This window comes from Actinomyces timonensis (assembly GCF_040702965.1).
Taxonomy (GTDB): Bacteria; Actinomycetota; Actinomycetes; order Actinomycetales; family Actinomycetaceae; genus Actinomyces; species Actinomyces timonensis_A.
The window spans coordinates 454,512-475,164 of the sequence record NZ_CP159989.1; the positions used below are offsets into that span (position 1 = coordinate 454,512).

Genomic DNA, 20,653 nt, shown 5'->3' on the forward strand with positions numbered 1-20,653 from the left:
CGATCCAAGGAAGCACTATGACCGAGACCATCGACACCGGCGGCACCGGGCCGCTCATCATCCCCGAGCTCGTCGCGCTCGACGCCGGCCCCGGCACCGACAAGAGCGACGTCATCACCTACCTGGCCGGAGTCGTCGCGGGGGCCGGGCGGGCCGACGGCCCCGAGGGCCTGGCCGCTGACGCCCTGGCCCGGGAGTCCACCGCCCCCACCGGCATCCCCGGCGGCATCGCCATCCCGCACTGCCGCTCCGAGCACGTGCTCGCCGCCAGCCTCGGATTCGCCCGCCTCGCCGAGCCGGTGGACTTCGGCGCCGCCGACGGCCGGGCCGCCGACCTCATCTTCATGATCGCCGCCCCCGCCGGCGCCGACGACATGCACCTCAAGCTCCTCGCCAAGCTCGCCCGCGGTCTCATGCGCGCCGACTTCACCGACGCCCTGCGCAGCGCTGACAGCGCCGAGGAGGTCGTCCGCATCGTCACCGAGCAGGTCCAGCCCGAGCTGCTCGAGGGCGGCGCGAGCGCCGAGGAGGCGAGCGCTCCCACGGCCCCCGCTCCCGCCGCCCCCACCACTTCCGCTCCCGCCGCCGGGAGCGGCGGCTCCGAGCGCGTCATCGTAGGCGCCACCTCCTGCCCCACCGGCATCGCCCACACCTTCATGGCCGCCGAGGCCCTCGAGCAGGCGGGCTCCGAGCGCGGCATCACCGTGCGCATCGAGGGCCAGGGCTCGGGCAGGATCGACGCCCTGGACCCCGAGCTCATCAAGCGCGCCGACGCCGTCGTCTTCGCACACGACCTGCCCGTCAAGGGGCGCGAGCGCTTCGCCGGCAAGCCGGTCATCGACGTCGGCGTCAAGGCCGCCGTCAACGATGCCGGGAGCCTCATCGACCGGGCGCTGGCCGCCATCGATGACCCCGCCGCCCAGCGCGTCCCCGCCGGCGTGGCGGGCGGGCAGGACGCCGCGGAGGAGGACGAGGCCTCCGTCCACTGGGCCCGGCGCCTCCAGCGCGCCGTCATGACCGGCGTGTCCTACATGATCCCCTTCGTCGCGGCAGGCGGTCTGCTCATCGCCCTCGGGTTCCTGCTCGCCGGCTACGACGTCGCCAACCTCTACGGCAAGTTCTCGATCACCGACTACTCGCTGACCAACCTGCCCGGCCACGAGTTCGTCCACACGATCACGAACTCGGCCGGCGACGTCGTCGGCACCGAGACGATCACGCTGGACCGCTCCGGGCTTCCCCTCTACCTCGGCTGGGCCTTCTTCCTGCTCGGCAAGGCGGCGATGGGCTTCCTCGTCCCGGCGCTCGCCGGCTACATCGCCTTCGGACTGGCCGGGCGCCCGGGCATCGCCCCCGGCTTCGCCATGGGCGTGGTGGCCGAGGCCGTGGGCGCGGGCTTCATCGGCGGCCTCATCGGCGGCATCCTCGCTGGCTACTTCGCCGCCTGGCTGGCCGGCCTGGGCGTGCCGCGCTGGCTGCGCGGGCTCATGCCCGTCGTCGTCATCCCGCTGGGGACCACGCTGGTCGTGGGAGGGCTCATGTACCTCGTGCTCGGCCGACCGCTCGCGAGCATCATGACCGGGATGCAGAACGGGCTCACCTCCATGTCCGAGGGGGGTGCCTCCATCCTCCTGGGCGTCATCCTGGGCCTCATGATGTGCTTCGACCTGGGCGGGCCCGTCAACAAGGCCGCCTACCTGTTCGGGACGGCGGGCCTGGCTGCCAGCACCACCGCCTCCTTCGAGATCATGGCGGCCGTCATGGCCTCCGGCATGGTGCCGCCGCTGGCCGTCTCCCTGGCGACCTTCCTGCGCCCCCGCCTGTTCACCAAGGCCGAGGTCGAGAACGGCCGCAGCTCCTGGCTGCTCGGCCTGTCCTTCATCTCCGAGGGTGCCATCCCCTTCGCCGCCGCCGACCCGCTTCGCGTCATCCCGGCCACCATGGCCGGCGGCGCCGTCACCGGCGCGCTGACCATGGCCCTGCACGTGGGCTCCCGAGCCCCCCACGGCGGCCTCTTCGTGGCCTTCGCCATCACCAACGTGGTGGGCTTCCTCCTGGCGATCCTCGCCGGCGTGGTGGTGACCGCCGCGCTCGTGGTGGTCCTCAAGGGCCTCGGGCACCGCAAGTCCGCCGCGGCCGCCGCCTGAGCCCCCGCGCCCTGCCGCCGTCCCGGGCCCCGCTCACCGTCGCGAGCGGGGCCCGGGACGCTTCGCATCGGCGGGGCGCGGCGCCACCGCGGGCCGGTTCGCGCGTTCCGCGAGTCCAGGGCGCTCCGGGTATCGTCGGCCCATGCCGGCACGACGACGCATCGACCCCTCCGACGGCGCCTCCGCCGTCCGCGCCTGGGCCGCCACCGGCGCCAGCGCGAGGGAGGGGGCCCGGGAGCGGACGGCCGCCGTCGATCGCCGGGTGCTCGCCACCGCCGTGCGCTACACGCTCGAGGAGCTCGCCGCCTGCGCGCCGGGCCGCAGCGTCGAGGTCCGCGTCCCGCCCTACGGAGCCACTCAGGCCGTCGCCGGGACCACCCACCGGCGCGGCACCCCGCCCAGCGTCGTCGAAACCGATGCCGACACCTGGCTCGCCCTGGCCACCGGCCGCCTGGCCTGGGAGGGCGCCACGGGGTCGGGGGCCCTGACGGCCTCGGGGGAGCGCTGCGACCTCAGCCCCTACCTGCCCCTCATTCCCGCCTGATCCCGCCTCCGTCGGCGCGCGCCGCCCGTGGAGGCGTCTCCCTGCCCGCCCCGGAGCACGAGGCCGAGCGCGACGGCCGGGGCCTCGTGGGTCGGGCCGCTCCCGGCGCGGAGCCCGGGTGGAGTGGGCCCGAGCCCTTGCGCATGACGTGTGACTGCCGTAACGTTCATCAAGTCATCTGAGGACTTGGGGGAAGGAAAGTCGCTATGAGCGGGCGGGTCAGCGTCGTCGCCGTCATCGTCGACACCCTCCTCGCCCGCGTCGTCGCTGGCGCCTACCGGCCGGGCGGCGCGCTGCCCGCCGAGGCCTGGCTGGCCGAGGACCTCGAAGTCTCGCGCCTCACCGTGCGCGAGGCCGTCAAGGTCCTTGTCGCCCGCGGCATCCTGCGTTCCCGCCAGGGATCGGGGACCTACGTCGTCGACCCGGACCGCTGGACGGACCTGGCGGGCCTGCTCATGCTCGAGCGCGCTCGCCGCGACGAGCGTGAGGTCGGCCTGGCCCTGCTCGAGGTGCGCCGCATGCTCGAGGTCGGCTCGGCGGGGCTCGCCGCCGCTCGCCGCACCCCGGACCAGCTCGATGCCATGGGCCGGTCCATCGGCGACCTGCGCCGCGCCCACCAGCGCGACGACGTCGAGGCCGCCGCCCGGGCCGACCTCGACTTCCACGACCTGCTCATCCACGCGGCCGGAAACCCGCTCGTCGTGGGCACCTACGCCCCGCTGCGCGAGGAGCTCATGCGCGCCAGGCTCGTGACCTCGGCCCACCCGGAGGTCAGGAGTCACGCCATCGAGCAGCACGAGCGCATCCTGTTCGCCCTGCGCGCCGGGTCGCCCGATGCCGCCAAGGCGGCCATGCGGGCGCATATGGAGCAGACGAGCAACGACCTGCTCTCCCGCGCACCGGTCGTCCCGGCTGTGTCGGGGCTGATCGAGGGGTGTGACGGCGTGCCGCCCGAGCGCCCGACCGACCCCGTCCTCCCGGCCGTTCCGACTCCCCGCGGCTCCTGAGCCGCGCCAACCCCGCCCGAGGCGCCCCGCCCCCTGTCCTCACGGGCGCGCCCCGCGCACTCGCCAAATATTCATCAGAGGACTTTGTCGCAAAGGAGCGAGCATGACCACCCTTGACGAGCTAACCGCGGGGATCCCGGAGGGACCCCGCGTCGACCCCGCCGCCATCGCCGGAGGACTCGACCGCGTCCTCATCGTCCTCGACGACGACCCCACCGGAACCCAGTCCATCGCCGACCTGCCCGTGGTCACCGGCTGGAGCGTCGCCGACCTCGCCTGGGCGCTGAGCACCGGCGCCCCCGCCGTCTACGTCATGACCAATTCGCGCTCCCTGGACGCCCAGGACGCGGCCAGGGTCAACACCGAGGTCGTCACCCGCGCCCTGGAGGCAGCCCGGGCCACTGGGCGCGCCGTCTCCTTCGTCTCCCGCTCGGACTCCACCCTGCGCGGCCACTACCCCCTCGAGCCCGACACTATCGCCGACCTCCTTCAGGCCGACGGCGCCCGCGTCGACGGCATCATCCTGTCTCCGGCCTTCGCCGACGCGGGGCGGATCACCGTCCACGGCACCCATTACGCCGGCTCCCCGACCACCGGGTACGTCCCCGTCGGCCAGACCGAGTTCGCCCGGGACAAGACCTTCGGCTACCGTTCCTCCGAGCTCGCCGCCTGGGTCGAGGAGAAGACCGGGGGCGCCACGGCGGCCGACGACGTCATCGTCATCGACCTGGCCACGCTGCGCTCCGACCCCGACGCCGTCGTCGCGGCCCTGCGCGGCGCGCGGGACCGCGCCCCCATCGCTGTGGACTGCGTCGAGGAGAACGACCTCCTGCTGCTCTCCCTGGCCCTCCAGAGGGCCGAGGAGGCGGGGTCCACCTTCGTCTACCGCGTCGGACCGCCCTTCGTGCGCGCCCGCATCGGCCAGAGGCCCCACCCCCCGCTCACCCCCGACCAGGCCCAGCCCGCGAGCACGGCCCCGGCCACCGACGCCCGCGGCGGCCTCATCGTCGTCGGCTCCCACGTCGGCCTGACGGGGCGGCAGGTCGACGCCCTGCGAGCGGCCACCGCCACCCCCGAGCTCGTCCTCGACGTCCCCACCATCCTCGACCCGCGCCGACGCGATGCCCACGTCCTGGACATTGCCCACCGCGCCGCCGCCGCCCTGGCGGACGGCAGCGTCGTCGTTCGCCGCGGCGGGGCCTTCGTGCCCGGGAGGGGCCCCGAGGAGTCCCTCGACTTCGCCCGGCGCGTCTCAGCGGCCGTCGTCGAGGCCGTCCAGCGCGTCGTCGCGGCGCGCTGCCCCCGCTTCGTCATCGCCAAGGGCGGCATCACCTCATCCGACGTCGCCTCCAAGGGCCTGGGAATCAGCCGGGCGATCGTCCGCGGCCCCATGCTCCCCGGGATCATCTCGCTGTGGGAGCCCCAGGACGGCCCCGCCGCCGGAGTCCCCTACATCGTCTTCGCCGGCAACGTCGGCGACGACGACTCCCTCGCCGCCGTCGTCGAGACCCTCAACGCAACCCTCTGAGAAGCCGAGCCCCCTACCAGATCAGGAGGTCAGCATGACCACCACCGTCGCCGTCCTCGGATTGGGGGCCATGGGGCTGCCCATGGCCACCCACCTGGCGACCACCTTCACCGTCACCGGATTCGACATCGCCCCCGAGCGCATGGGCCTCGCCTCCCGGGCCGGGGTCGCGCCCTCGGCCAGCGCCGCCGAGGCCGCCTCCGGAGCCGACGCCGTCCTCGTCGCCGTGCGCGACCAGGCCCAGCTCGACGAGCTGCTCTTCGGCCCGACCGGGATCGCCCCCGCCATGCGCCCCGGCGCCATCGTCCTGCTCACCTCCACTATCGGCGAGGGCGTCAAGGACGTCGCCGCGCGCCTGGCCGACGGGGGCCTCGCCCTCGTCGACGCCCCCGTCTCCGGCGGCCCCGCGCGCGCCGGCCAGGGGGACCTCCTCGTCGTCGTCGGAGCCGACGACGACGCCTGGCAGCGCGCCCACGACGTCCTGGACGCCATGGCCTCCACCCTCGTGCGCGTGGGCGACGCCCCCGGCTACGGGCAGTCCATGAAGACCGTCAACCAGCTCCTGTGCGGCGTCCACATCGCCGCCGCCGGCGAGGCCCTCGCCCTGGCCGAAGCGCTCGGCCTCGACCCCGAGGCGGCCCTGAGGGCCCTCATGGCAGGCGCGGCCGAGTCCTTCATGCTCGGCGACCGCGGCCCCCGCATGCTCCAGGCCCACGGAGCCGAGGGCGCCGAGGTCCGCTCCCGCCTCGACATCTTCGTCAAGGACATGGGCATCGTCACCGCGGCCGCCAAGGGCGCCGGCCTGTCCACCCCCGTCGCCGCCGCCGCCGAGCAGCTCTACCTCCAGGGCGCCCTGCGCGGGCTGTCCGCCCGGGACGACTCCAGCATCATCACGGTGGTGGCGCCGAGCCGGGTCGAGGCGGGCGGGGCCGACCGGCCCGGGGAGGCGCCGGCATGAGCGCCGTCGCTCTGGGCCCGGGCCTGGCCCCGGCGCTCGCCTCCATCCTGCCCATGGCCGGGGAGGAGCCCCCCGAGCCCGTCCTGTCCGCGCCCGTCCTGCTGCTCCTGGCCGCTGCGGCCATCGCCGTCCTGCTCCTCCTGGTCATCAAGGTCAAGATGAGCGCCTTCGTCGCCATGCTCCTGGTCTCCATGGGCCTGGCGCTCGCCGCCCGCGTCCCCGTGGGCGACGTCGTGACCACCATGACCAACGGCATGGGCAAGACCCTGGGGACCGTGGCGATGATCGTCGGCCTGGGGGCGATCCTGGGGCGCGTGACCGAGGCCGCCGGCGGAGCGGAGATCCTCGCCGACCGCTTCACCCGCGCGCTGGGCAGGCAGCGCGTCATCGCCGCCGTGACCGCGGCCTCCTTCATCCTGGGCATCCCGATCTTCTTCGACGTCGGCTTCATCATCCTGGCGCCGATCGTCTTCGGCTTCGCCCACATCGCCAGGATCAACCCGCTCAGGATCGGGCTGCCGGTCGCCGCCACCCTCATGGCGCTGCACGTCGTCGTCCCGCCCCACCCCGGACCGGTGGCCTCGGCCGCGACCCTGGGGGCCGATGTCGGGCTGCTGACCATGGCCTCCCTGCCCGTGTGCGCCCTGGTCGCCGTCGCCTCCTACTACGCGTCGAGGCTGTTCAAGGTCGACGGCATCGTCCTGGACGGTGGCCTGCTGGGCTCCGCGCGGGAGAGCGCCGAGTCGGCCTACGCGCCGGGCGGCACCATGGCCCGTCCCCGCGCCACCGGGCCGGTCACCGTCATCCTCCTCATCATCGAGCCCATCGCCCAGATGATGCTGGGGACCGTCGGGCAGATGGCGGTCGAGAAGGGGAGCGCCGCCCACGGGGTGCTGGGCTTCATCGGCTCCTCGATGACGGCGCTGCTGACCGCCGTCCTGCTCGCCTACGTCGTGGTGGGCCGCCAGCAGCGCTGGGACCTGGAGCAACGCGGCAAGGTCCTGGACTCCGCCCTGCCCGACGTCGCCACGATCGTCTTCGTCACCGGCGCCGGCGGCGTCTTCGCCTCCGTCCTCGTGGCCAGCGGGATCGGCAAGGCGCTGTCCGGGGTGCTCGTGGGCGCCAATATGCCGATCCTGGTCACCGCCTTCGTCATCTCCCTGGCTCTGAGGGCCTCGCAGGGCTCGGCCACGGTCGCGATCCTCACCACCGGGGGACTGCTGGCCGACGCCGTCGCGACCGGCGGCTACTCGTCCTTCCAGGTCGTCCTCATCCAGATGGCCATCGGCTTCGGGGCGCTCGGCCTGTCGCATGTCTCCGACTCCGGGTTCTGGATCGTCACGAAGTACATGGGCCTGTCCGTCAAGGACGGGCTGCGGACGTGGACGCTGCTGTCGACCATCGCCGGATTGATCGGGTTCCTCCTGACCGCCGCAGTGTGGCTCGTCACCTGAAGAGGGGGCGGGATGTGGGAGGATGCCGCCGTGCGTCACGGTGAGATCCCCACGCCCGCGTCCTTCCGCTCCGCTACTCCGTCCGCCTCCTCCCGGGGTGACCGCGCGCTCGGGCGCCCAGGCCCCGGGCGCCCCCCGGGCCTCGGGCCAGGCGCCACCGCGTCGGCCCCGGGCGCCGTCGACCCGCGGGCCGAGGACGAGCCCGGGATCCATGAGGAGTGCGGCGTCTTCGGCGTCTGGGCCCCCGGGGAGGAGGTCTCCCGCCTGTGCTACTTCGGGCTCTACGCCCTGCAGCACCGCGGCCAGGAGTCCGCCGGGATCGCCACCACCGACGGCGCCTCCATCCGCGTCTACAAGGACCTCGGCCTCGTCTCCCAGGTCTTCGACGACACCGTCCTGACCAACCTCGCCGGCCACATGGCCGTCGCCCATGTCCGCTACGCCACCACCGGTGCCACCACGTGGGAGAACGCCCAGCCGATGCTCGGTCCCGTGGCCGGCTCCACCCTCGCCCTGACCCACAACGGCAACCTCACCAACACGCGCGAGCTCATGGAGGCCGTCCACGCGGCCAGCGGCGAGGACCTCACCGGGGAAGCGGCCGGGGCTCATCCACCGACACCGCCGTCATCGCCGCGCTCATGAACCTCGTCTCCGCCTCCGGCGCGCCCGCGGGTTGGGACCACGCGGCCGACCGGGCCGAGGCCTGGCCCGGCCTCCCCTCGGCCCCCGAAGGCGCCCCGGCAGGCGGGGAGAACGGCGGCCCCGCCCCCGACGTCGCCTCCGCGGCACGGCTCGTCCTGCCCATGCTTCGCGGCGCCTACTCGCTGGTCTTCATGGACGAGCACACCCTCTACGCCGCCCGCGACCCCCACGGCGTGCGCCCCCTCGTCCTGGGCCGGCTCGACGCCGGATGGGTGGTCGCCTCCGAGACCGCCGCCCTGGACATCGTTGGCGCCCGCTTCGTGCGCGAGGTCGAGCCCGGAGAAGCTCATCGAGATTGACGGCGGCGGCGTGCGCTCCACCCGCTTCGCCGCCGCCCGCCGCGCCGGATGCGTCTTCGAGTACGTCTACCTCGCCCGCCCCGACACGCGCATCTCGGGCCGCTCCATCATCACCGCCCGCAACGCCATGGGCGCCATCCTCGCCCGCGAGCACGCCGTCGACGCCGACCTCGTCATCGCCACCCCCGAGTCCGGCACCCCCGCCGCCATCGGCTACGCCCAGGCCTCCGGCATCCCCTACGCCCAGGGCCTGGTGAAGAACGCCTACGTGGGCCGCACCTTCATCCAGCCCACCCAGACCCTGCGCCAGCTCGGCATCCGCCTCAAGCTCAACCCCGTGCGCGAGGTCATCGAGGGAAAGCGCCTCGTCGTCGTCGACGACTCCATCGTGCGCGGCAACACCCAGCGGGCCCTCGTGCGCATGCTCCGCGAGGCCGGCGCCGCCGAGGTCCACATCCGCATCTCCTCCCCGCCAGTGCTCTGGCCGTGCTTCTACGGCATCGACTTCGCCACCCGGGACGAGCTCATCGCCACCTCGATGAGCGTGGACGCGATCCGCGACTCCGTCGGCGCGGACTCGCTCGGCTACCTGTCCGTGGACGGCATGATCGAGGCCAGCGGGCAGCCGGGCAACGAGCTCTGCCTGGCCTGCTTCACCGGCTCCTACCCCATCACCCCGCCCCGCGAGGGCGTCATCGCCTCCCTCGCCCCGGCCGGCCAGGGCCGAGAGGCCATCGGGCCCCGGCCCGCCGCGCCGCGCTACATCACCCCGGACCTCATCACCATGCCGGACCTCGCCGCCGGATCCACCCGGGCCACCGCGCCCAAGCGCCGCACAGCCCCGCAGCCGCAGACCATCCGCGTCCCCGACGGCGCCCGCCCCGGGGCGCCCGACGGCCCCACCGACCCAGCGTTCGCCCCCGAGGAAGGACACCCCCAGTGAGGACCACAGGCATCACAGGACCCACCGGCATCACCTACGCCTCCGCCGGCGTCGACACCGAGGCGGGGGACCGCGCCGTCGAGCTCGATGAAGGCCTCCCTGGCGGCCACCATGACGCCTGCGGTCGTCGGCGGCGTCGGAGGATTCGCCGGCATGGTCGACGTCAGCGGGCTGCGCGACTACCGGCGCCCCCTCCTGGCCACCTCCACCGACGGGGTCGGCACGAAGGTCGCCATCGCCCAGGCCCTCGGCGTCCACGACACCATCGGCCAGGACCTCGTGGGCATGGTCGTCGACGACATCGTCGTCGTCGGCGCCCGCCCCCTGCTCATGACCGACTACATCGCCTGCGGCCGCGTGGTCCCCGAGCGCGTCGCCGACATCGTCCGCGGAGTGGCGACCGCCTGCGCCGCCGTCGGCGCGCCCCTGCTGGGCGGGGAGACCGCCGAGCACCCCGGCCTCATGGCCCCCGATGAGTACGACGTCGCCGGCGCCGCCACCGGGGTCGTCGAGGCGGACCGCGTCCTCGGCGCCGAGCGCGTGCGCGCGGGGGACGCGCTCATCGCCATGGCCTCCTCAGGCCTGCACTCCAACGGCTACTCCCTGGTGCGGCGCGTCATCGAGCGCGCCGGCTGGTCCCTGGACCGCGAGGTCCCCGAGCTCGGGCGCGCGCTGGGCGCCGAGCTCCTCGAGCCCACCCGGCTCTACACCGCGGCCTGCCTGGGAATCCTCGAGAGCGTCAGCCCCGATGACGGCTCCGGCGAGATGAGCGTTCACGCGCTGTCCCACATCACCGGCGGGGGACTGGCCGCCAATCTCTCCCGCGTCCTTCCCACCGGCCTCGTCGGCGACGTCGACCGCTCCTCCTGGACGGTCCCGCCCGTCTTCGACCTCGTCCGCGCCCTGGGGGAGGTGCCCTGGGACGACCTCGAGTCCACCCTCAACCTGGGCGTCGGCATGGTGGCGGTGGTGGCCCCGGAGGCCGCTGACGCCACCGTGGCGGCCAGCCGGGCGGCGGGCATCGAGGCCTGGGCTCTCGGAACCGTCCATGACGCCGCCGGGTACGCGCCCAGTGGACGGGTCGTGGCCGGCGCCAAGGGCGTCGACGGCGGCGCCGTCGACATCCACGGCCAGTACCGGGTGTGACGGGCGCCCCCGACGGCCGGGGGCCCGCCCGCCGCCCCGCCCGGGGGACTGGGCCCGCCGCCCCGCGAGCACGACGGCGCCGGGCGCACCGCGGTGCGCCCGGCGCCGTTCTCAGGGGCCCGGCTCTACGCGCGATCAGGGGCCGCGCGCATCAAGGAGGTGGGCCGGCTGCTCAGGGTCAGGGGGATCGACGCCGACGGCGTCGAGAGTCCTGCGCTCGGGGCGGGGAGCCCCTGGCTAGGCGGTGGCCTCGGCGCGCCGGAGCCGCTCAATGGCGCGGTGGGTTCCTTCCACGTAGTCGGCCAGGTCCCCCTCGCTCTGCCCCGTCCAGCGCTTGGCGACGGCGTTGATGGGGAACAGGGTGATCTGGCCGGGATCGCCGACCACCGCGGCATCCGTCCCGTACTCGTCGGTCACCAGAGCCCAGGAGAGGCCGCACTGGTCGACGAGCATCTGGCCCAGGGCGGCCCCGATCATGGAGACGGTCGGGTTCGGGTCCTCCCGCTCCTCGGGGGCGACCGACGACCACGCGGTCCGCTCAGCCACGAGGAAGTCCTGGAGCGCGGCTGGTGACGTCATGATCCCGGCCTGGTCGGCCTGGGACACGAGCATGTCGATCCACGCGGTCTCAGCCTCGTTGAGAGGGCTGATCTGGGGCGCGGAGGCACCGCGCTCGCTGGGCTGCGCCTCGTCCTTGTGTGCCATCGACAGTGTCTCCCTTCGTCGAGATGAGCTCTCAACCGGCGCGGCCCGTCCGCGGGGCCTGAGGCGCGGGCGCGCCAGCTCGGAGCGCCCGCATGAGAGCGGGCGGCAACTCCTGAGCCGTTCAAGAGCGGGCCAACCGTAAGGTGACGAACCTGGGAGCGCGATGGGGGCCGCGTGAGCGCTGACAGGGAGAACGCCCCAGCGCCACCGCCCGGGGACCGCCGGGCGGTGGCGCACCGATCAGCGGAGCGCCCGTGAGGATGCGGCGTGGGTGGGCGCCAGCGCGCCCCGAGGCGGTCTCAGCGGCGTCGAGTGCCGTGGGTGGGCGCCGTCTCGCTGGGGGCGTCCCACTCGGCGTCCTCGTCCGGGACGTCGTACTTGGAGGCGAGTGCTTCGTAATCGATCTCGTCGTCGGCCTCAGGACCCGACGCGGTGGAGAAGCTCGCGCTCGAGCGCCGCGTAATCGGTCTCCGGGCTGAAGTACTTGAGCTTGCGGGCGACCTTGGTCGCCTTGGCCTTCTGACGGCCGCGCCCCATAGGCTCGACCCCCTCCAACGTGTCTCTGAGCGCGCTCAAGGCGCGCGCGTGCATGGGCAAATGTGTCGTGAGGCAACCGTACATCGTCACCGAGCATGAGCACCATTCGGCGCTCAGAGGACGGGACTGGCGTGGCTGCTGGGATTTCCGGGCCCGCAGGCGAGGGCCCGATCACCGGGGAAGCGGGTCAATGGCGCCGCAGGCGCCCCAGGGCCACGGCGGCGGCGATGGCGCCGCTGGTCACCGCTGCGACGGTCGCGGTGGAGCGGATCGCCTCCTCGTCGCCGGCCCTGGCGCGGTTCAGGGTCTCGGAGACGCGCTCCCTCAGGGCCTCGGCCCGCTCGCGCAGGCCCGAGGCGGTCTCCTGCGCCCGCTCCTTGAGCTCCTCGCCCGCGGCGCGCGCCTGGACCCGGGGGTCCACGCGGGCCGCCAACTCGTCGACGCTGCCCGCCAGGGCCTCGCGCTGCGCGCGCAGTCGGGCCTCGATCTCCTCGGGGGTCGGCGCCGCCGACCCGCTTCGCTCGCTCATGGGTGCTCCTGTCACTCCGCTGCGAATGCCTGGCGCCGGTCCGCCCGGGCGAGCCTGACAAGACTGGTGATGCCGCCGCCGGCCAGGACGATGCCGGCCAGGGAGACGACCCCCAGGGCGAGGGGGTCGCCGTCGGCCGCGTCATCGAGGAAGCGCTTGACGCGCATGGCGGCGCTCTTCGCGACCTGGGCAGGGGAGTCGTGCCGGTGGGCGTCGACGAAGGAGCGCGCCTGGGTGCCGGCCTCCGCAGCGCAGCCGCGCGCGGCGGCCAGGGCGGCCGACGCCCTCCGGGCCGCGGCGGCCTTGACGGCGGCGGGCGCCAGGCGCTCGCCCAAGGCCTCGGCGTCCGCGGCCAGGGCGGCGCGGCGGGCATCGAGCGCCGCCTGGATCTCCTCGGGGCTCGACGGCGCCCCGGACCGGGCGGGGGCGCCGGGCGCCGCGTCGGAGCGGGGCGCGCGCGCTCGGGGGGCGGCGGGGCTCGGCGGCATCTGAGGCGCCCCAGTGGGCGCCGCGGCGGGCGCGGGCTGGTCGGGCCGAGGTCCCGCGACCCGTGCCGCGGGGGTCACCGACCGCGCGGTTGCTCCCGGCGCTCCCGCGGCTCCCGGCCGGCCGCCGGGCATGATGCCGTAATCAGGCTGGGCGCTCATCGCGCCTCGCCTCCCTTCCTCAGGCCGGAGGCGACGGCGGACTTCACGGTCTGGGCGCTGGAGCGCAGGCCCTCCTGGGGCGCCGGGACGTCACTGCGGCCCTTCTTGAGGTGCTTGACGCCCAGGCGCGCCAGGATCGCGACGATGATGAACAGGACGAGCGCCACGATGAGGTAACTCGCCCACAGTGGCAGCGCGAGCGCCAGCAGGCGCCTGATCCCCCCCAGGAAGAGCCCGAGGGCGAACAGTGCGAGGACGCCCGCCGCGCCGAGAAGCCCCACGCCGAGCCCCAGGTTCGTGACCATGCGCTTGCCCTTGGCCTTGGCCAGGGCGATCTCCCCCCGGACGAGGCCGGAGATGTTCTCCGAGATCCCGGCGATGAGCTCGCCGATCGTCGGCTGGGGGCCGCGCGCGCCGCCCTGGCCGTAGGAGCCGGGGGCGCCTGGCGGCGGTGGCGTGGTGGGAGTCTCGCTCATGGTTCACCCTCCTGGTCGGATGCGCGGTCGGGCGCGGTGCGCGGATGCTGCACACAGGATGTCATACCGTGCGGCGCCGCGCGCGCCGAGCGCGCGCATGGGCGCCGCTCCGCCGCGCCGAGGGGGAAAGGGCCCATCGACCTTGTCCCTCAGGAGCGGCTCCAGGCCTCCCACAGGGAGGCGTACTCCCCTCCGAGCGCCACGAGCTCGTCATGCGTGCCCAGCTCGATGATCCTGCCCTCCATGACCACGGCGACCCGGTCGGCGTCGTGGGCGGTCGACAGGCGGTGGGCGATCTCGATGACCGTGCGCCCGGCCAGCGCGGTGGACAGCGCGCGCTCCAGGCGCCGGGCCGCGCCGGGGTCCAGCAGGGAGGTCGCCTCGTCGAGGATGAGGGTGTGCGGGTTGAGCAGGACCAGCCTCGCCAGTGCCACCTCCTGGGCCTGGGCCGGCGTGAGCGCCAGGTTGCCCGAGCCGACGCGCGTGCCCATCCCGTCGGGAAGGGCGCTCACCCAGGCGTCGGCCCCGATTGAGGCCAGCGCCCGGCGCAGGGTGTCGTCGTCGGCGTCCGGGCGTGCCAGGCGAAGGTTGTCCGCGATCGAGCCGACGAACACGTGGTGCTCCTGCGTCACGAGGGCCACGTGCCCGCGCAGCTCGGTCTCGGTCAGGTCGGTCAGGCTCACCCCGCCGACGGTCACCGTCCCCGAGGTCGGCGGGTTGATGCCCGCGAGCATCCGCCCCAGCGTGGACTTGCCCGATCCGGAAGGGCCCACGAAGGCGAGCCTCTCCCCGGGCACGAGCTCCAGGCAGATGCCGTGGAGCACCTCGACGCCCTCGCGGTAGGCGAAGCGGACGTCGTCGAGCACGATCCGCTTGCCCCGGGGGGCCTCGCCGGTGGGGGTGCGGTCCGGCGGGACCTCCTCCACCCCCATGATCCGCGACAGCGCCGCCTGGGTCACCTGCAGCAGGTCGATCCAGAACATGAGCTGGCCGATCGGCTTGCGGATCTCCATGGCGTACAGCGCCACCGTGGTGATCTCCCCCAGGCCCACCCAGCCGCGTGAGGCCAGGAACCCGCCCCATAGCAGGACCACGACCACCGGGGCCCGCCAGGCGACGTCGAGGATGAGGAACATGACCAGGCGCAGGCGCGCGGCCAGCTCCTCCAGGCTCCAGGCCTCGGTGACATCCGCGCGCAGGGCCGCCTCGCGGCGCGCGCCCAAGGCCAGCGCGTCCACCGTCTCAGCGTGCTCGACGGTCTCCGAGACCGTGCCGTTCAATCGCGCCACGGCGGCGAGGCCCGCCCGGTAGACCGGCACCGCGCGGCGCAGGTACCAGCGCATCGTCAACCACACCGGTGGCGCGATGACGCCCAGTGCCAGGGCGAGGAGCCAATCGGCGGTGAAGGCGGCCAGCGCCGTGAGGGCGATCGTCACCACGCACACCATGATCTGAGGGATCCCCACCCTCACGAGGAACTCGATGCGGGAGATGTCGTTGGTGGTGCGGCCCACGAGGTCCCCGGTGCCCGCGGACTCGACGGCGGACAGGGGCAGGTGGACCACTCGCGTCATCATCCTCTCGCGCAGGTCCGCGAACACCGACTCGCCCAGAGTGCGCGCGTGCATCTGCGCGTAGCGGTTGATGAGAGCCCCAACGATGGTGACGAGGATGATCGTGAGCGCGATCTTGTCCACATAGTCGACGGTCGCGGTGCCCTGTGAGGCGCGGGTGACCAGCCGACCGAGCAGCTGCGGGGCGACGAGCGTGGCCAGGACCGCGGCGATCTGGAGGGCCAGGACGACGGCGAAGCGCCAGCGGTAGGCGGAGATGATGCCCAGCGCCTTGCGCATGGCGACGCGACCGGGAGCCAGGGGGAGCGCCATCAGCGATCCACCCCCCAGGTGGGCCCGGTGGCCGCGCCGCCCGCGTCGTCGCCGTCGGGAGCGTCCTCAGACCCGGTGGCTCGGGCGACGATCCGCCGGTAGGCCAGCGCGGACTCGTCCCCCGCCCTCGCGCGCGCGAGCATCTCGCGGTGGGTGGCCCGAGCGCGCTCGCGGCCATCCTCGCCCAGGAGGACGACCTCATCGCAGACCGCCAGGACCAGCGGAGACTCGGTGACCACCACCGTGGTGCGCCCGGCGCGCGCCGAGCGGATCCGCTGGGCCACCCGCGCCTCGGTATGGGAGTCGAGGGCGGAGGTCGGGGAGATGAGCACGAGGGCGGGTGCCTCGGTGAGCAGGGCGCGGGCCAGGGCGACCCTTTGGCGCTGCCCGCCGGACAGGGAGCGCCCCTTCTCCGTGATCATCCCGGCGAGGCCGGCGTCCAGGGAGGTGAGGATGTCGCTCGCGTCGGCGGCCTCCAGGGCGGCCAGGAGCCGGTTGTCGCCATCGGCCTGGCGCGGCTGCGGGCGGACCTGCTGGTCGACGTCGGCCACCCCGGCCCTCCGGGCCTCCGCCGCGGCGAGCTCGGCCGGGCCCACGGGGACGGGGCCGGGGGCGTCCCGCCCGGAAAGGGCCTGTCGCAGCGTCCCGGTGAAGAGTTGGGCCTCGGCCCCCGCCACGACGATGCTCGCGCGCGCCCGGGCCAGTCCCATCTCCCGCAGGTCGGTGCCGTCCAGCGTGACGGGGGAGGCGCCGTCGTCGAAGCGCCCCAGGCGGGTGGCCAGGGCGGCGGCGATATCCGGGTTGGGGGCGACGATCGCCGTCATGAGCCCGGGGGCGAAGCGGGCCCCGGAGGCGGTGTCGTGGATCTGGCCGGTCACGGGCTCGACGGAGCGCATGTCGCGCTCCAGGCGCCGGCGCTCGGCGGCGCTCCCGGCGGTGGGGGCGGTCTCGAGGAGCCGGCGCAGGCGGCGCGCGCCCACGACGGCGCGCGTGTACTCCTGGACGGAGGAGGAGAAGACCATGAGGGGCCAGGACAGGTACGCGGTGTAGCCGTAGAAGGTGACGAGCTCCCCGGCGGTGATCTCCCCCTCGATGGCCAGCCTGGCCGCGGCCCACACGATGGCGGCCACGAACAGTCCTGGGAGGAGGACCTGCAGGCTCATGAGGATCGACTGGGTCCCGGCCACCTGCACGCCCCGGCGCCGCAGCTCCTGAGAGGCCTGCCGGTAGCGGTCGGCGAAGACCTCCTCCCCGCCGATGCCGCGCAGGATCCGCAATCCGGCGACGGTGTCGGTGGTGATCGTGGTGACCTCGGACTGCGCCTCGCGCTGGCGCGACTGGCGCGACTGGAGGGGCTTGATGACGAGGGTGACGATCCACGCCGTCAGCGGCATCCCGATGATGACGATCGTGCCCAGCAGTGGGGAGGTGCGCAGCATGAGCACGGCGACGACCGCGAAGGAGACCGCCGCCCCGATGACCGGGACCGCGCGCTGGAAGAAGGTGCCGATGGAGTCCGAGTCCGAGGCGACGATCGAGGAGACCTCGCCTGAGGAGGTCTGGCGGCCCAGGGCGGCGCCGGTGGTGGTCACCTGGCGGCCGACGAGGCGGTCGATGTCGAAGGAGATGCGCAGGCGCACGAGGGTGGAGAAGTAGGACAGCGCCGTGTCCCCGACGGCGTAGACGCAGAACAGGGCGAGCAGCCCCAGGGCGAGGGCCCAGATGCGCGGCGTCAGGCCGTGCTCGATCCCCGAGTCGAGGGCGGCACCGAGGAACGCCGGGACGATCGCCTGGATGACATTGGCGACGATGGAGGCCGCGCAGGCGACGGCGAAGGGGGCGGCGGCGCGCCGCAGCAGCCAGGCCAGGACGGCGCGGGTGGAGCGCGTGGGCGGTGTGGTCAGCGGCGCGTCCGGTACGGGCAGGAATCGCATGATCCTCCGAGCCTAGCCGCCGCCCAGTCCCCTCATCGAGACCGGTCGAAAATAGGAGTGAGACCGGTTCCCGGGCCGGTCTCGATCCTGATATCGACCGGTCTCGATCCTGATATCGACCGGTCTCGCGCGAGATTTCGACCGGTCTCACAGCTCCTTGGCCTGGCCAGCGCGCTCATGGTTAGGATCAGGGTCGGCCCGAGGCCGAGGCGTGACGGTGGTGCTCCCCGGCCCTCGGGTGATCACCCCCGACCGCGTTCACCTGGGAGGCTCCCGTGGATCCCCGACACCCCGACGACGAGACCGGCACCCCGCATGAGGATCTGCCGGCCGGCGCGGCCTGCGAGGACGCCGAGGAGATCGACGACGGGGGCGGCGTTACCGCTGAGGGCGCTGGGGACGACGGTGAGGAGCCCGCCGCTCCCGCGGATGAGGCGGCCGCTGATGCCGATTCACCCGCTGAGGCCGACAGCGCCGATGAAGCCGATGAAGCTGATACGGCTGGGACGGGCGATGTCGCCCCCCTGCCCCCGATGGATGACGCGGCCGCCTGGGCCGACACTCCCAGCCAGGCGCCCACGAGCTTCGCCGGTCCCGTGCCGCAGGCCGCCTACTCGGGGTTCTCCGCCCCCTCCGCCTACAGCGCGCCGTCGGCCTACATGGCCTCGGCGCCGTACCAGCAGGCCTTCCCCTACCAGCCCCAGCCCGGCGCCGAGCCCGCGCCCCTGTCCCAGGAGCCGCGCCCGTCCCAGCGGGGGCTCCTCATCGTCGTCATCATCCTGCTGCTCGTCATCGCCGCGGGCGGTGGCGCGTGGTACGGCACCTCCCGCCACGGGGACGGTGCCACGGGCGGGAGCGCCGTGGCTGCCGACGGCGCTCCCCAGGGCCCGCAGGACCCGGCTCAGGGCTCCCAGCCCCCGTCCGTCGAGCCCTCGGTGACGATGGGCTCAGCCATCGAGGCCTGCGGCACAGCCCCGATTCTCACCCCGACCTCGGTGACCGAGTCGAACGGGGAGCTCCAGGTCTCGGTCAGGGCGGCCTCGTCCTGCGCCGACGGCGACTTCCTGGCCGGCAGCGTCGACCGCCTCTACGTCAAGGCGCCGTCGGGCCAGGGAAGCGCCGACGACGTGGTGGCCAATGGCCGCTTCGACTTCTCCGCCACTCCCTTCTTCATCCCCTCCGGCGGCAGGGCGCTCACCCTGAGGTTCGGGGCGGGCCACTACTTCCGATCGGCGCAGGACATGAGCGCCTCGGGCATCAGCGTCGGCGTCGAGCCCGATCGGAGCGCCGGCGCCAGGCTGCCCGCCCAGGGGGTGGGGAGCGGCAGCGTCTCCGTGCTCGCGCGCTCCGAGACCCATCCCGCTGACAACGCCCTCGAGGACGCCGCCGCCTCCAGCGCCCTGCGGTGGCAGAAGGCCCACGACAAGACGACGGTGACCTCCACCCTCAAGGGCAAGTGGACTCCCCAGCTCTCCTCCAAGCGGCCGGGGCTCGTCGCCGAGGGCAGGACCTGGGACAGCCGCGCCACCCTCGAGGAGTTCCAGGCCACGCGCCGCGGCGTGCCCACCGCCGTCCTCATCAACAGCGATGAGTGGCCGGTCTTCGACGCTGGCGGCGGCTGGTGGGTGACCCTGGCCGGCGTCGCCTACGACACCCCGGAGCAGGCCAACGCCTGGTGCGAGGCCCAGGGGCTGGACCGGGACCACTGCTTCGCCAAGAGGATCGACACCACCGGCACCCCGGACGGCACCACCAAGCTGCGCTGATAATCGCCTCTCTGTGAATGGATCGCCGAAAACGCCGATTTCGGAGCTCACGCGCGCTCATCGCCCGCCCCGCGGGTTCTCATCCCCGTCGCCGCTCCCGGGCTGATCAGGAGAATGGCCTTGGCCCCATGAGCAAGCCTCAATGGCTCGTGGTCATCCGCCCTGCTTGGCGCTCTTGAGCGCCAGGATCCGCCGGGCCGACTCGTCGATCCGCGCCGCCAACGCCGGATCGGACCGCGCGGCTGAGACGAGTGCCGTCGCCATGGCGCCCACCACCGAGGCGTCGGCCGAGGCCAGGACGAGGTCGCAGCCCGCGCTCACGGCTTTCACCGCGCGCTCGCCCGCCCCCCAGTCCTGCACCTGGACGGCGGCCGAGACGTCGTCGGTGATGACGACGCCGGTGAAGCCCATCTCGGCGCGCAGCATGTCCGTGACGATCATGGAGGAGAAGACGGCTGGCGCGCCGACGTCGATCCGTGAGTAGTAGGCGGAGGAGACCATGATGACCTCGGCGCCGCCCGCGATCGCGTCGCCGAAGACCGCGACGGCGGGGTCCCCGCTGCGCGTGGTCACCGAGTCGGTGACACCGGAGGCGGTGTCCGTGTTCTCCTTGACCCGGCCCAGTCCGGGGAAGTGCTTGAAGGTGGGGGTGACGCCGGCGGCGCGCATCCCCTCGGCGAAGGCCCTCGCCTGGGAGCTCGCCGTGGCGGCGTCGCGGCCGTACTCGCGGTGCCACTGGCCGATGGGGGCGTTGGAGGCGGGGCTGGCGATATCGACGAGGTCGGCGACCGGCGCCAGGTTCATCGTCACCCCGGCGCTCGCGAGCTCCTGGCCCCAGGCCGTGGCGGAGGCGACCAGCTGCTCGCGCGACTGCCCCGCCTGCTCGGCGCCCGATGGGATGGAGGAGAACCCGGGTCCGGACAGGACCTGGACGTTCCCGCCCTCCTGGTCGGTGGCCACGAGCATGGGGACGCCGTGGGTGGAGGACTCGGTGAGCCCGGTGAACGCTGAGACGGTCCGGCTGATCGCGGTCGCTGAGGCGGATGAGCGGCCGGACAGGAAGATATTGCCCGCGTGGTGGGCGGTCACGGCGTCCTTGGAGGTCTGCGAGGGCGCGGCCGCGTCCACGCCCACCATGAGGAGCTGGCCGACCTTCTCCTCCAGGGACCAGCCCGCGAGCGGGTCGTCGGGGGCCGTCGTCCCCGACGGCGCGGCGGCCGGCTCCCGGGTGGGCTCCGACGTCGTCCCGGTGGGGGAGGGGGCGTCTGACGGGCTCTGCTCGGGCTCCGCCGTCGTGGAGCCCGAGGGGCCCTCGCCGCAGGCGGCCAGGCCCGCCGTCCCGAGCAAGGCGGCCATGAGCATGGGGCGCCGGCCCACGCGCTTCCGCCCGGCGGAGTGGGTGCTGGCCGCGGGGTGCGGGTCGAGGGGCGTCATGCCCAGCA

General features: G+C 73.9%; 14 protein-coding genes and 3 pseudogenes. 9 read left to right on the forward strand and 8 right to left on the reverse strand.

Going from position 1 to position 20,653, the window contains the following annotated elements:
- The first annotated feature begins 17 nt into the window (after positions 1–17).
- From ABXS69_RS01960 to purM, 8 genes and pseudogenes are all read left to right on the forward strand, one after another.
- Entirely contained in the window at positions 18–2,147 is a 2,130-nt protein-coding gene (locus ABXS69_RS01960; protein WP_366180937.1) for a fructose-specific PTS transporter subunit EIIC, read from the forward strand.
- A 142-nt stretch (positions 2,148–2,289) separates the two neighbouring features.
- On the forward strand, positions 2,290–2,691 hold the full coding sequence (locus ABXS69_RS01965) for a sterol carrier family protein (RefSeq protein WP_366180938.1): 402 nt from the start codon (positions 2,290–2,292) through the stop codon (positions 2,689–2,691).
- Positions 2,692–2,897: 206 nt separating this feature from the next.
- On the forward strand, positions 2,898–3,698 hold the full coding sequence (locus ABXS69_RS01970) for a FadR/GntR family transcriptional regulator (protein ID WP_366180939.1): 801 nt from the start codon (positions 2,898–2,900) through the stop codon (positions 3,696–3,698).
- Positions 3,699–3,801: 103 nt separating this feature from the next.
- Positions 3,802–5,226 carry a four-carbon acid sugar kinase family protein gene (locus ABXS69_RS01975; RefSeq protein WP_366180940.1) on the forward strand — a complete coding sequence of 475 codons (1,425 nt, stop codon included), beginning with the start codon at positions 3,802–3,804 and terminating at the stop codon, positions 5,224–5,226.
- Between the two features lie 34 nt (positions 5,227–5,260).
- The gene (locus ABXS69_RS01980) at positions 5,261–6,184 is read left to right on the forward strand and encodes an NAD(P)-dependent oxidoreductase (RefSeq protein ID WP_366180941.1); all 924 of its coding nucleotides are present in this window, start codon (positions 5,261–5,263) and stop codon (positions 6,182–6,184) included.
- Complete coding sequence (locus ABXS69_RS01985) at positions 6,181–7,638, forward strand: GntP family transporter (RefSeq protein ID WP_366180942.1); 1,458 nt, start codon at positions 6,181–6,183, stop codon at positions 7,636–7,638. The genes ABXS69_RS01980 and ABXS69_RS01985 overlap by 4 nt, the downstream gene beginning before the upstream one ends.
- Before the next feature lie 12 nt (positions 7,639–7,650).
- Positions 7,651–9,585, forward strand: a pseudogene (gene purF / locus ABXS69_RS01990) (amidophosphoribosyltransferase).
- A pseudogene (purM, locus tag ABXS69_RS01995) lies at positions 9,582–10,731 on the forward strand (phosphoribosylformylglycinamidine cyclo-ligase). Before purF ends, purM begins: the two co-directional pseudogenes overlap by 4 nt.
- A 237-nt stretch (positions 10,732–10,968) precedes the next feature.
- Here purM and ABXS69_RS02000 read toward each other — a convergent pair.
- From ABXS69_RS02000 to ABXS69_RS02030, 7 genes and pseudogenes are all read right to left on the reverse strand, one after another.
- The gene (locus ABXS69_RS02000) at positions 10,969–11,436 is read right to left on the reverse strand and encodes a DUF3806 domain-containing protein (RefSeq protein WP_366180943.1); all 468 of its coding nucleotides are present in this window, start codon (positions 11,434–11,436) and stop codon (positions 10,969–10,971) included.
- Between the two features lie 299 nt (positions 11,437–11,735).
- A pseudogene (locus ABXS69_RS02005) lies at positions 11,736–11,973 on the reverse strand (DUF3073 domain-containing protein).
- Between the two features lie 187 nt (positions 11,974–12,160).
- Positions 12,161–12,502: a DUF3618 domain-containing protein gene (locus ABXS69_RS02010; RefSeq protein WP_366180944.1), complete on the reverse strand. Its 342-nt coding sequence runs from the start codon at positions 12,500–12,502 to the stop codon at positions 12,161–12,163.
- An 11-nt stretch (positions 12,503–12,513) separates the two neighbouring features.
- Entirely contained in the window at positions 12,514–12,990 is a 477-nt protein-coding gene (locus ABXS69_RS02015) for a hypothetical protein (RefSeq protein ID WP_366180945.1), read from the reverse strand.
- A 155-nt stretch (positions 12,991–13,145) separates the two neighbouring features.
- On the reverse strand, positions 13,146–13,625 hold the full coding sequence (locus ABXS69_RS02020) for a phage holin family protein (protein WP_366180946.1): 480 nt from the start codon (positions 13,623–13,625) through the stop codon (positions 13,146–13,148).
- A gap of 149 nt (positions 13,626–13,774) precedes the next feature.
- A complete protein-coding gene (locus ABXS69_RS02025) occupies positions 13,775–15,511 on the reverse strand; it encodes an ABC transporter ATP-binding protein (RefSeq protein ID WP_366180947.1) in 1,737 nt (578 codons plus the stop codon).
- Positions 15,511–17,445 (reverse strand): ABC transporter ATP-binding protein, encoded by a 1,935-nt coding sequence (locus tag ABXS69_RS02030; protein WP_366180948.1) that lies wholly within the window; start codon positions 17,443–17,445, stop codon positions 15,511–15,513. The genes ABXS69_RS02025 and ABXS69_RS02030 overlap by 1 nt, the downstream gene beginning before the upstream one ends.
- A 275-nt stretch (positions 17,446–17,720) precedes the next feature.
- Here ABXS69_RS02030 and ABXS69_RS02035 point away from each other — a divergent pair, with 275 nt between their 5' ends.
- Entirely contained in the window at positions 17,721–19,211 is a 1,491-nt protein-coding gene (locus tag ABXS69_RS02035; protein ID WP_366180949.1) for a hypothetical protein, read from the forward strand.
- Positions 19,212–19,364: 153 nt separating this feature from the next.
- On the opposite strand, the gene ABXS69_RS02040 is transcribed toward ABXS69_RS02035, so the two are convergent.
- Positions 19,365–20,645 (reverse strand): glycoside hydrolase family 3 N-terminal domain-containing protein, encoded by a 1,281-nt coding sequence (locus tag ABXS69_RS02040; RefSeq protein ID WP_366180950.1) that lies wholly within the window; start codon positions 20,643–20,645, stop codon positions 19,365–19,367.
- Positions 20,646–20,653: the final 8 nt, after the last annotated feature.

Coding starts and splice junctions, on each gene's coding strand:
- ABXS69_RS02025 (WP_366180947.1), bottom strand. CDS start 15,511: ATGGCGCTCCCCCTGGCTCCCGGTCGCGTCGCCATGCGCAAGGCGCTG.
- ABXS69_RS01975 (WP_366180940.1), top strand. CDS start 3,802: ATGACCACCCTTGACGAGCTAACCGCGGGGATCCCGGAGGGACCCCGC.
- ABXS69_RS02000 (WP_366180943.1), bottom strand. CDS start 11,436: ATGGCACACAAGGACGAGGCGCAGCCCAGCGAGCGCGGTGCCTCCGCG.
- ABXS69_RS01985 (WP_366180942.1), top strand. CDS start 6,181: ATGAGCGCCGTCGCTCTGGGCCCGGGCCTGGCCCCGGCGCTCGCCTCC.
- ABXS69_RS02030 (WP_366180948.1), bottom strand. CDS start 17,445: ATGCGATTCCTGCCCGTACCGGACGCGCCGCTGACCACACCGCCCACG.
- ABXS69_RS02020 (WP_366180946.1), bottom strand. CDS start 13,625: ATGAGCGAGACTCCCACCACGCCACCGCCGCCAGGCGCCCCCGGCTCC.
- ABXS69_RS01980 (WP_366180941.1), top strand. CDS start 5,261: ATGACCACCACCGTCGCCGTCCTCGGATTGGGGGCCATGGGGCTGCCC.
- ABXS69_RS02040 (WP_366180950.1), bottom strand. CDS start 20,645: ATGACGCCCCTCGACCCGCACCCCGCGGCCAGCACCCACTCCGCCGGG.
- ABXS69_RS01970 (WP_366180939.1), top strand. CDS start 2,898: ATGAGCGGGCGGGTCAGCGTCGTCGCCGTCATCGTCGACACCCTCCTC.
- ABXS69_RS01965 (WP_366180938.1), top strand. CDS start 2,290: ATGCCGGCACGACGACGCATCGACCCCTCCGACGGCGCCTCCGCCGTC.
- ABXS69_RS02010 (WP_366180944.1), bottom strand. CDS start 12,502: ATGAGCGAGCGAAGCGGGTCGGCGGCGCCGACCCCCGAGGAGATCGAG.
- ABXS69_RS02015 (WP_366180945.1), bottom strand. CDS start 12,990: ATGCCGCCGAGCCCCGCCGCCCCCCGAGCGCGCGCGCCCCGCTCCGAC.
- ABXS69_RS01960 (WP_366180937.1), top strand. CDS start 18: ATGACCGAGACCATCGACACCGGCGGCACCGGGCCGCTCATCATCCCC.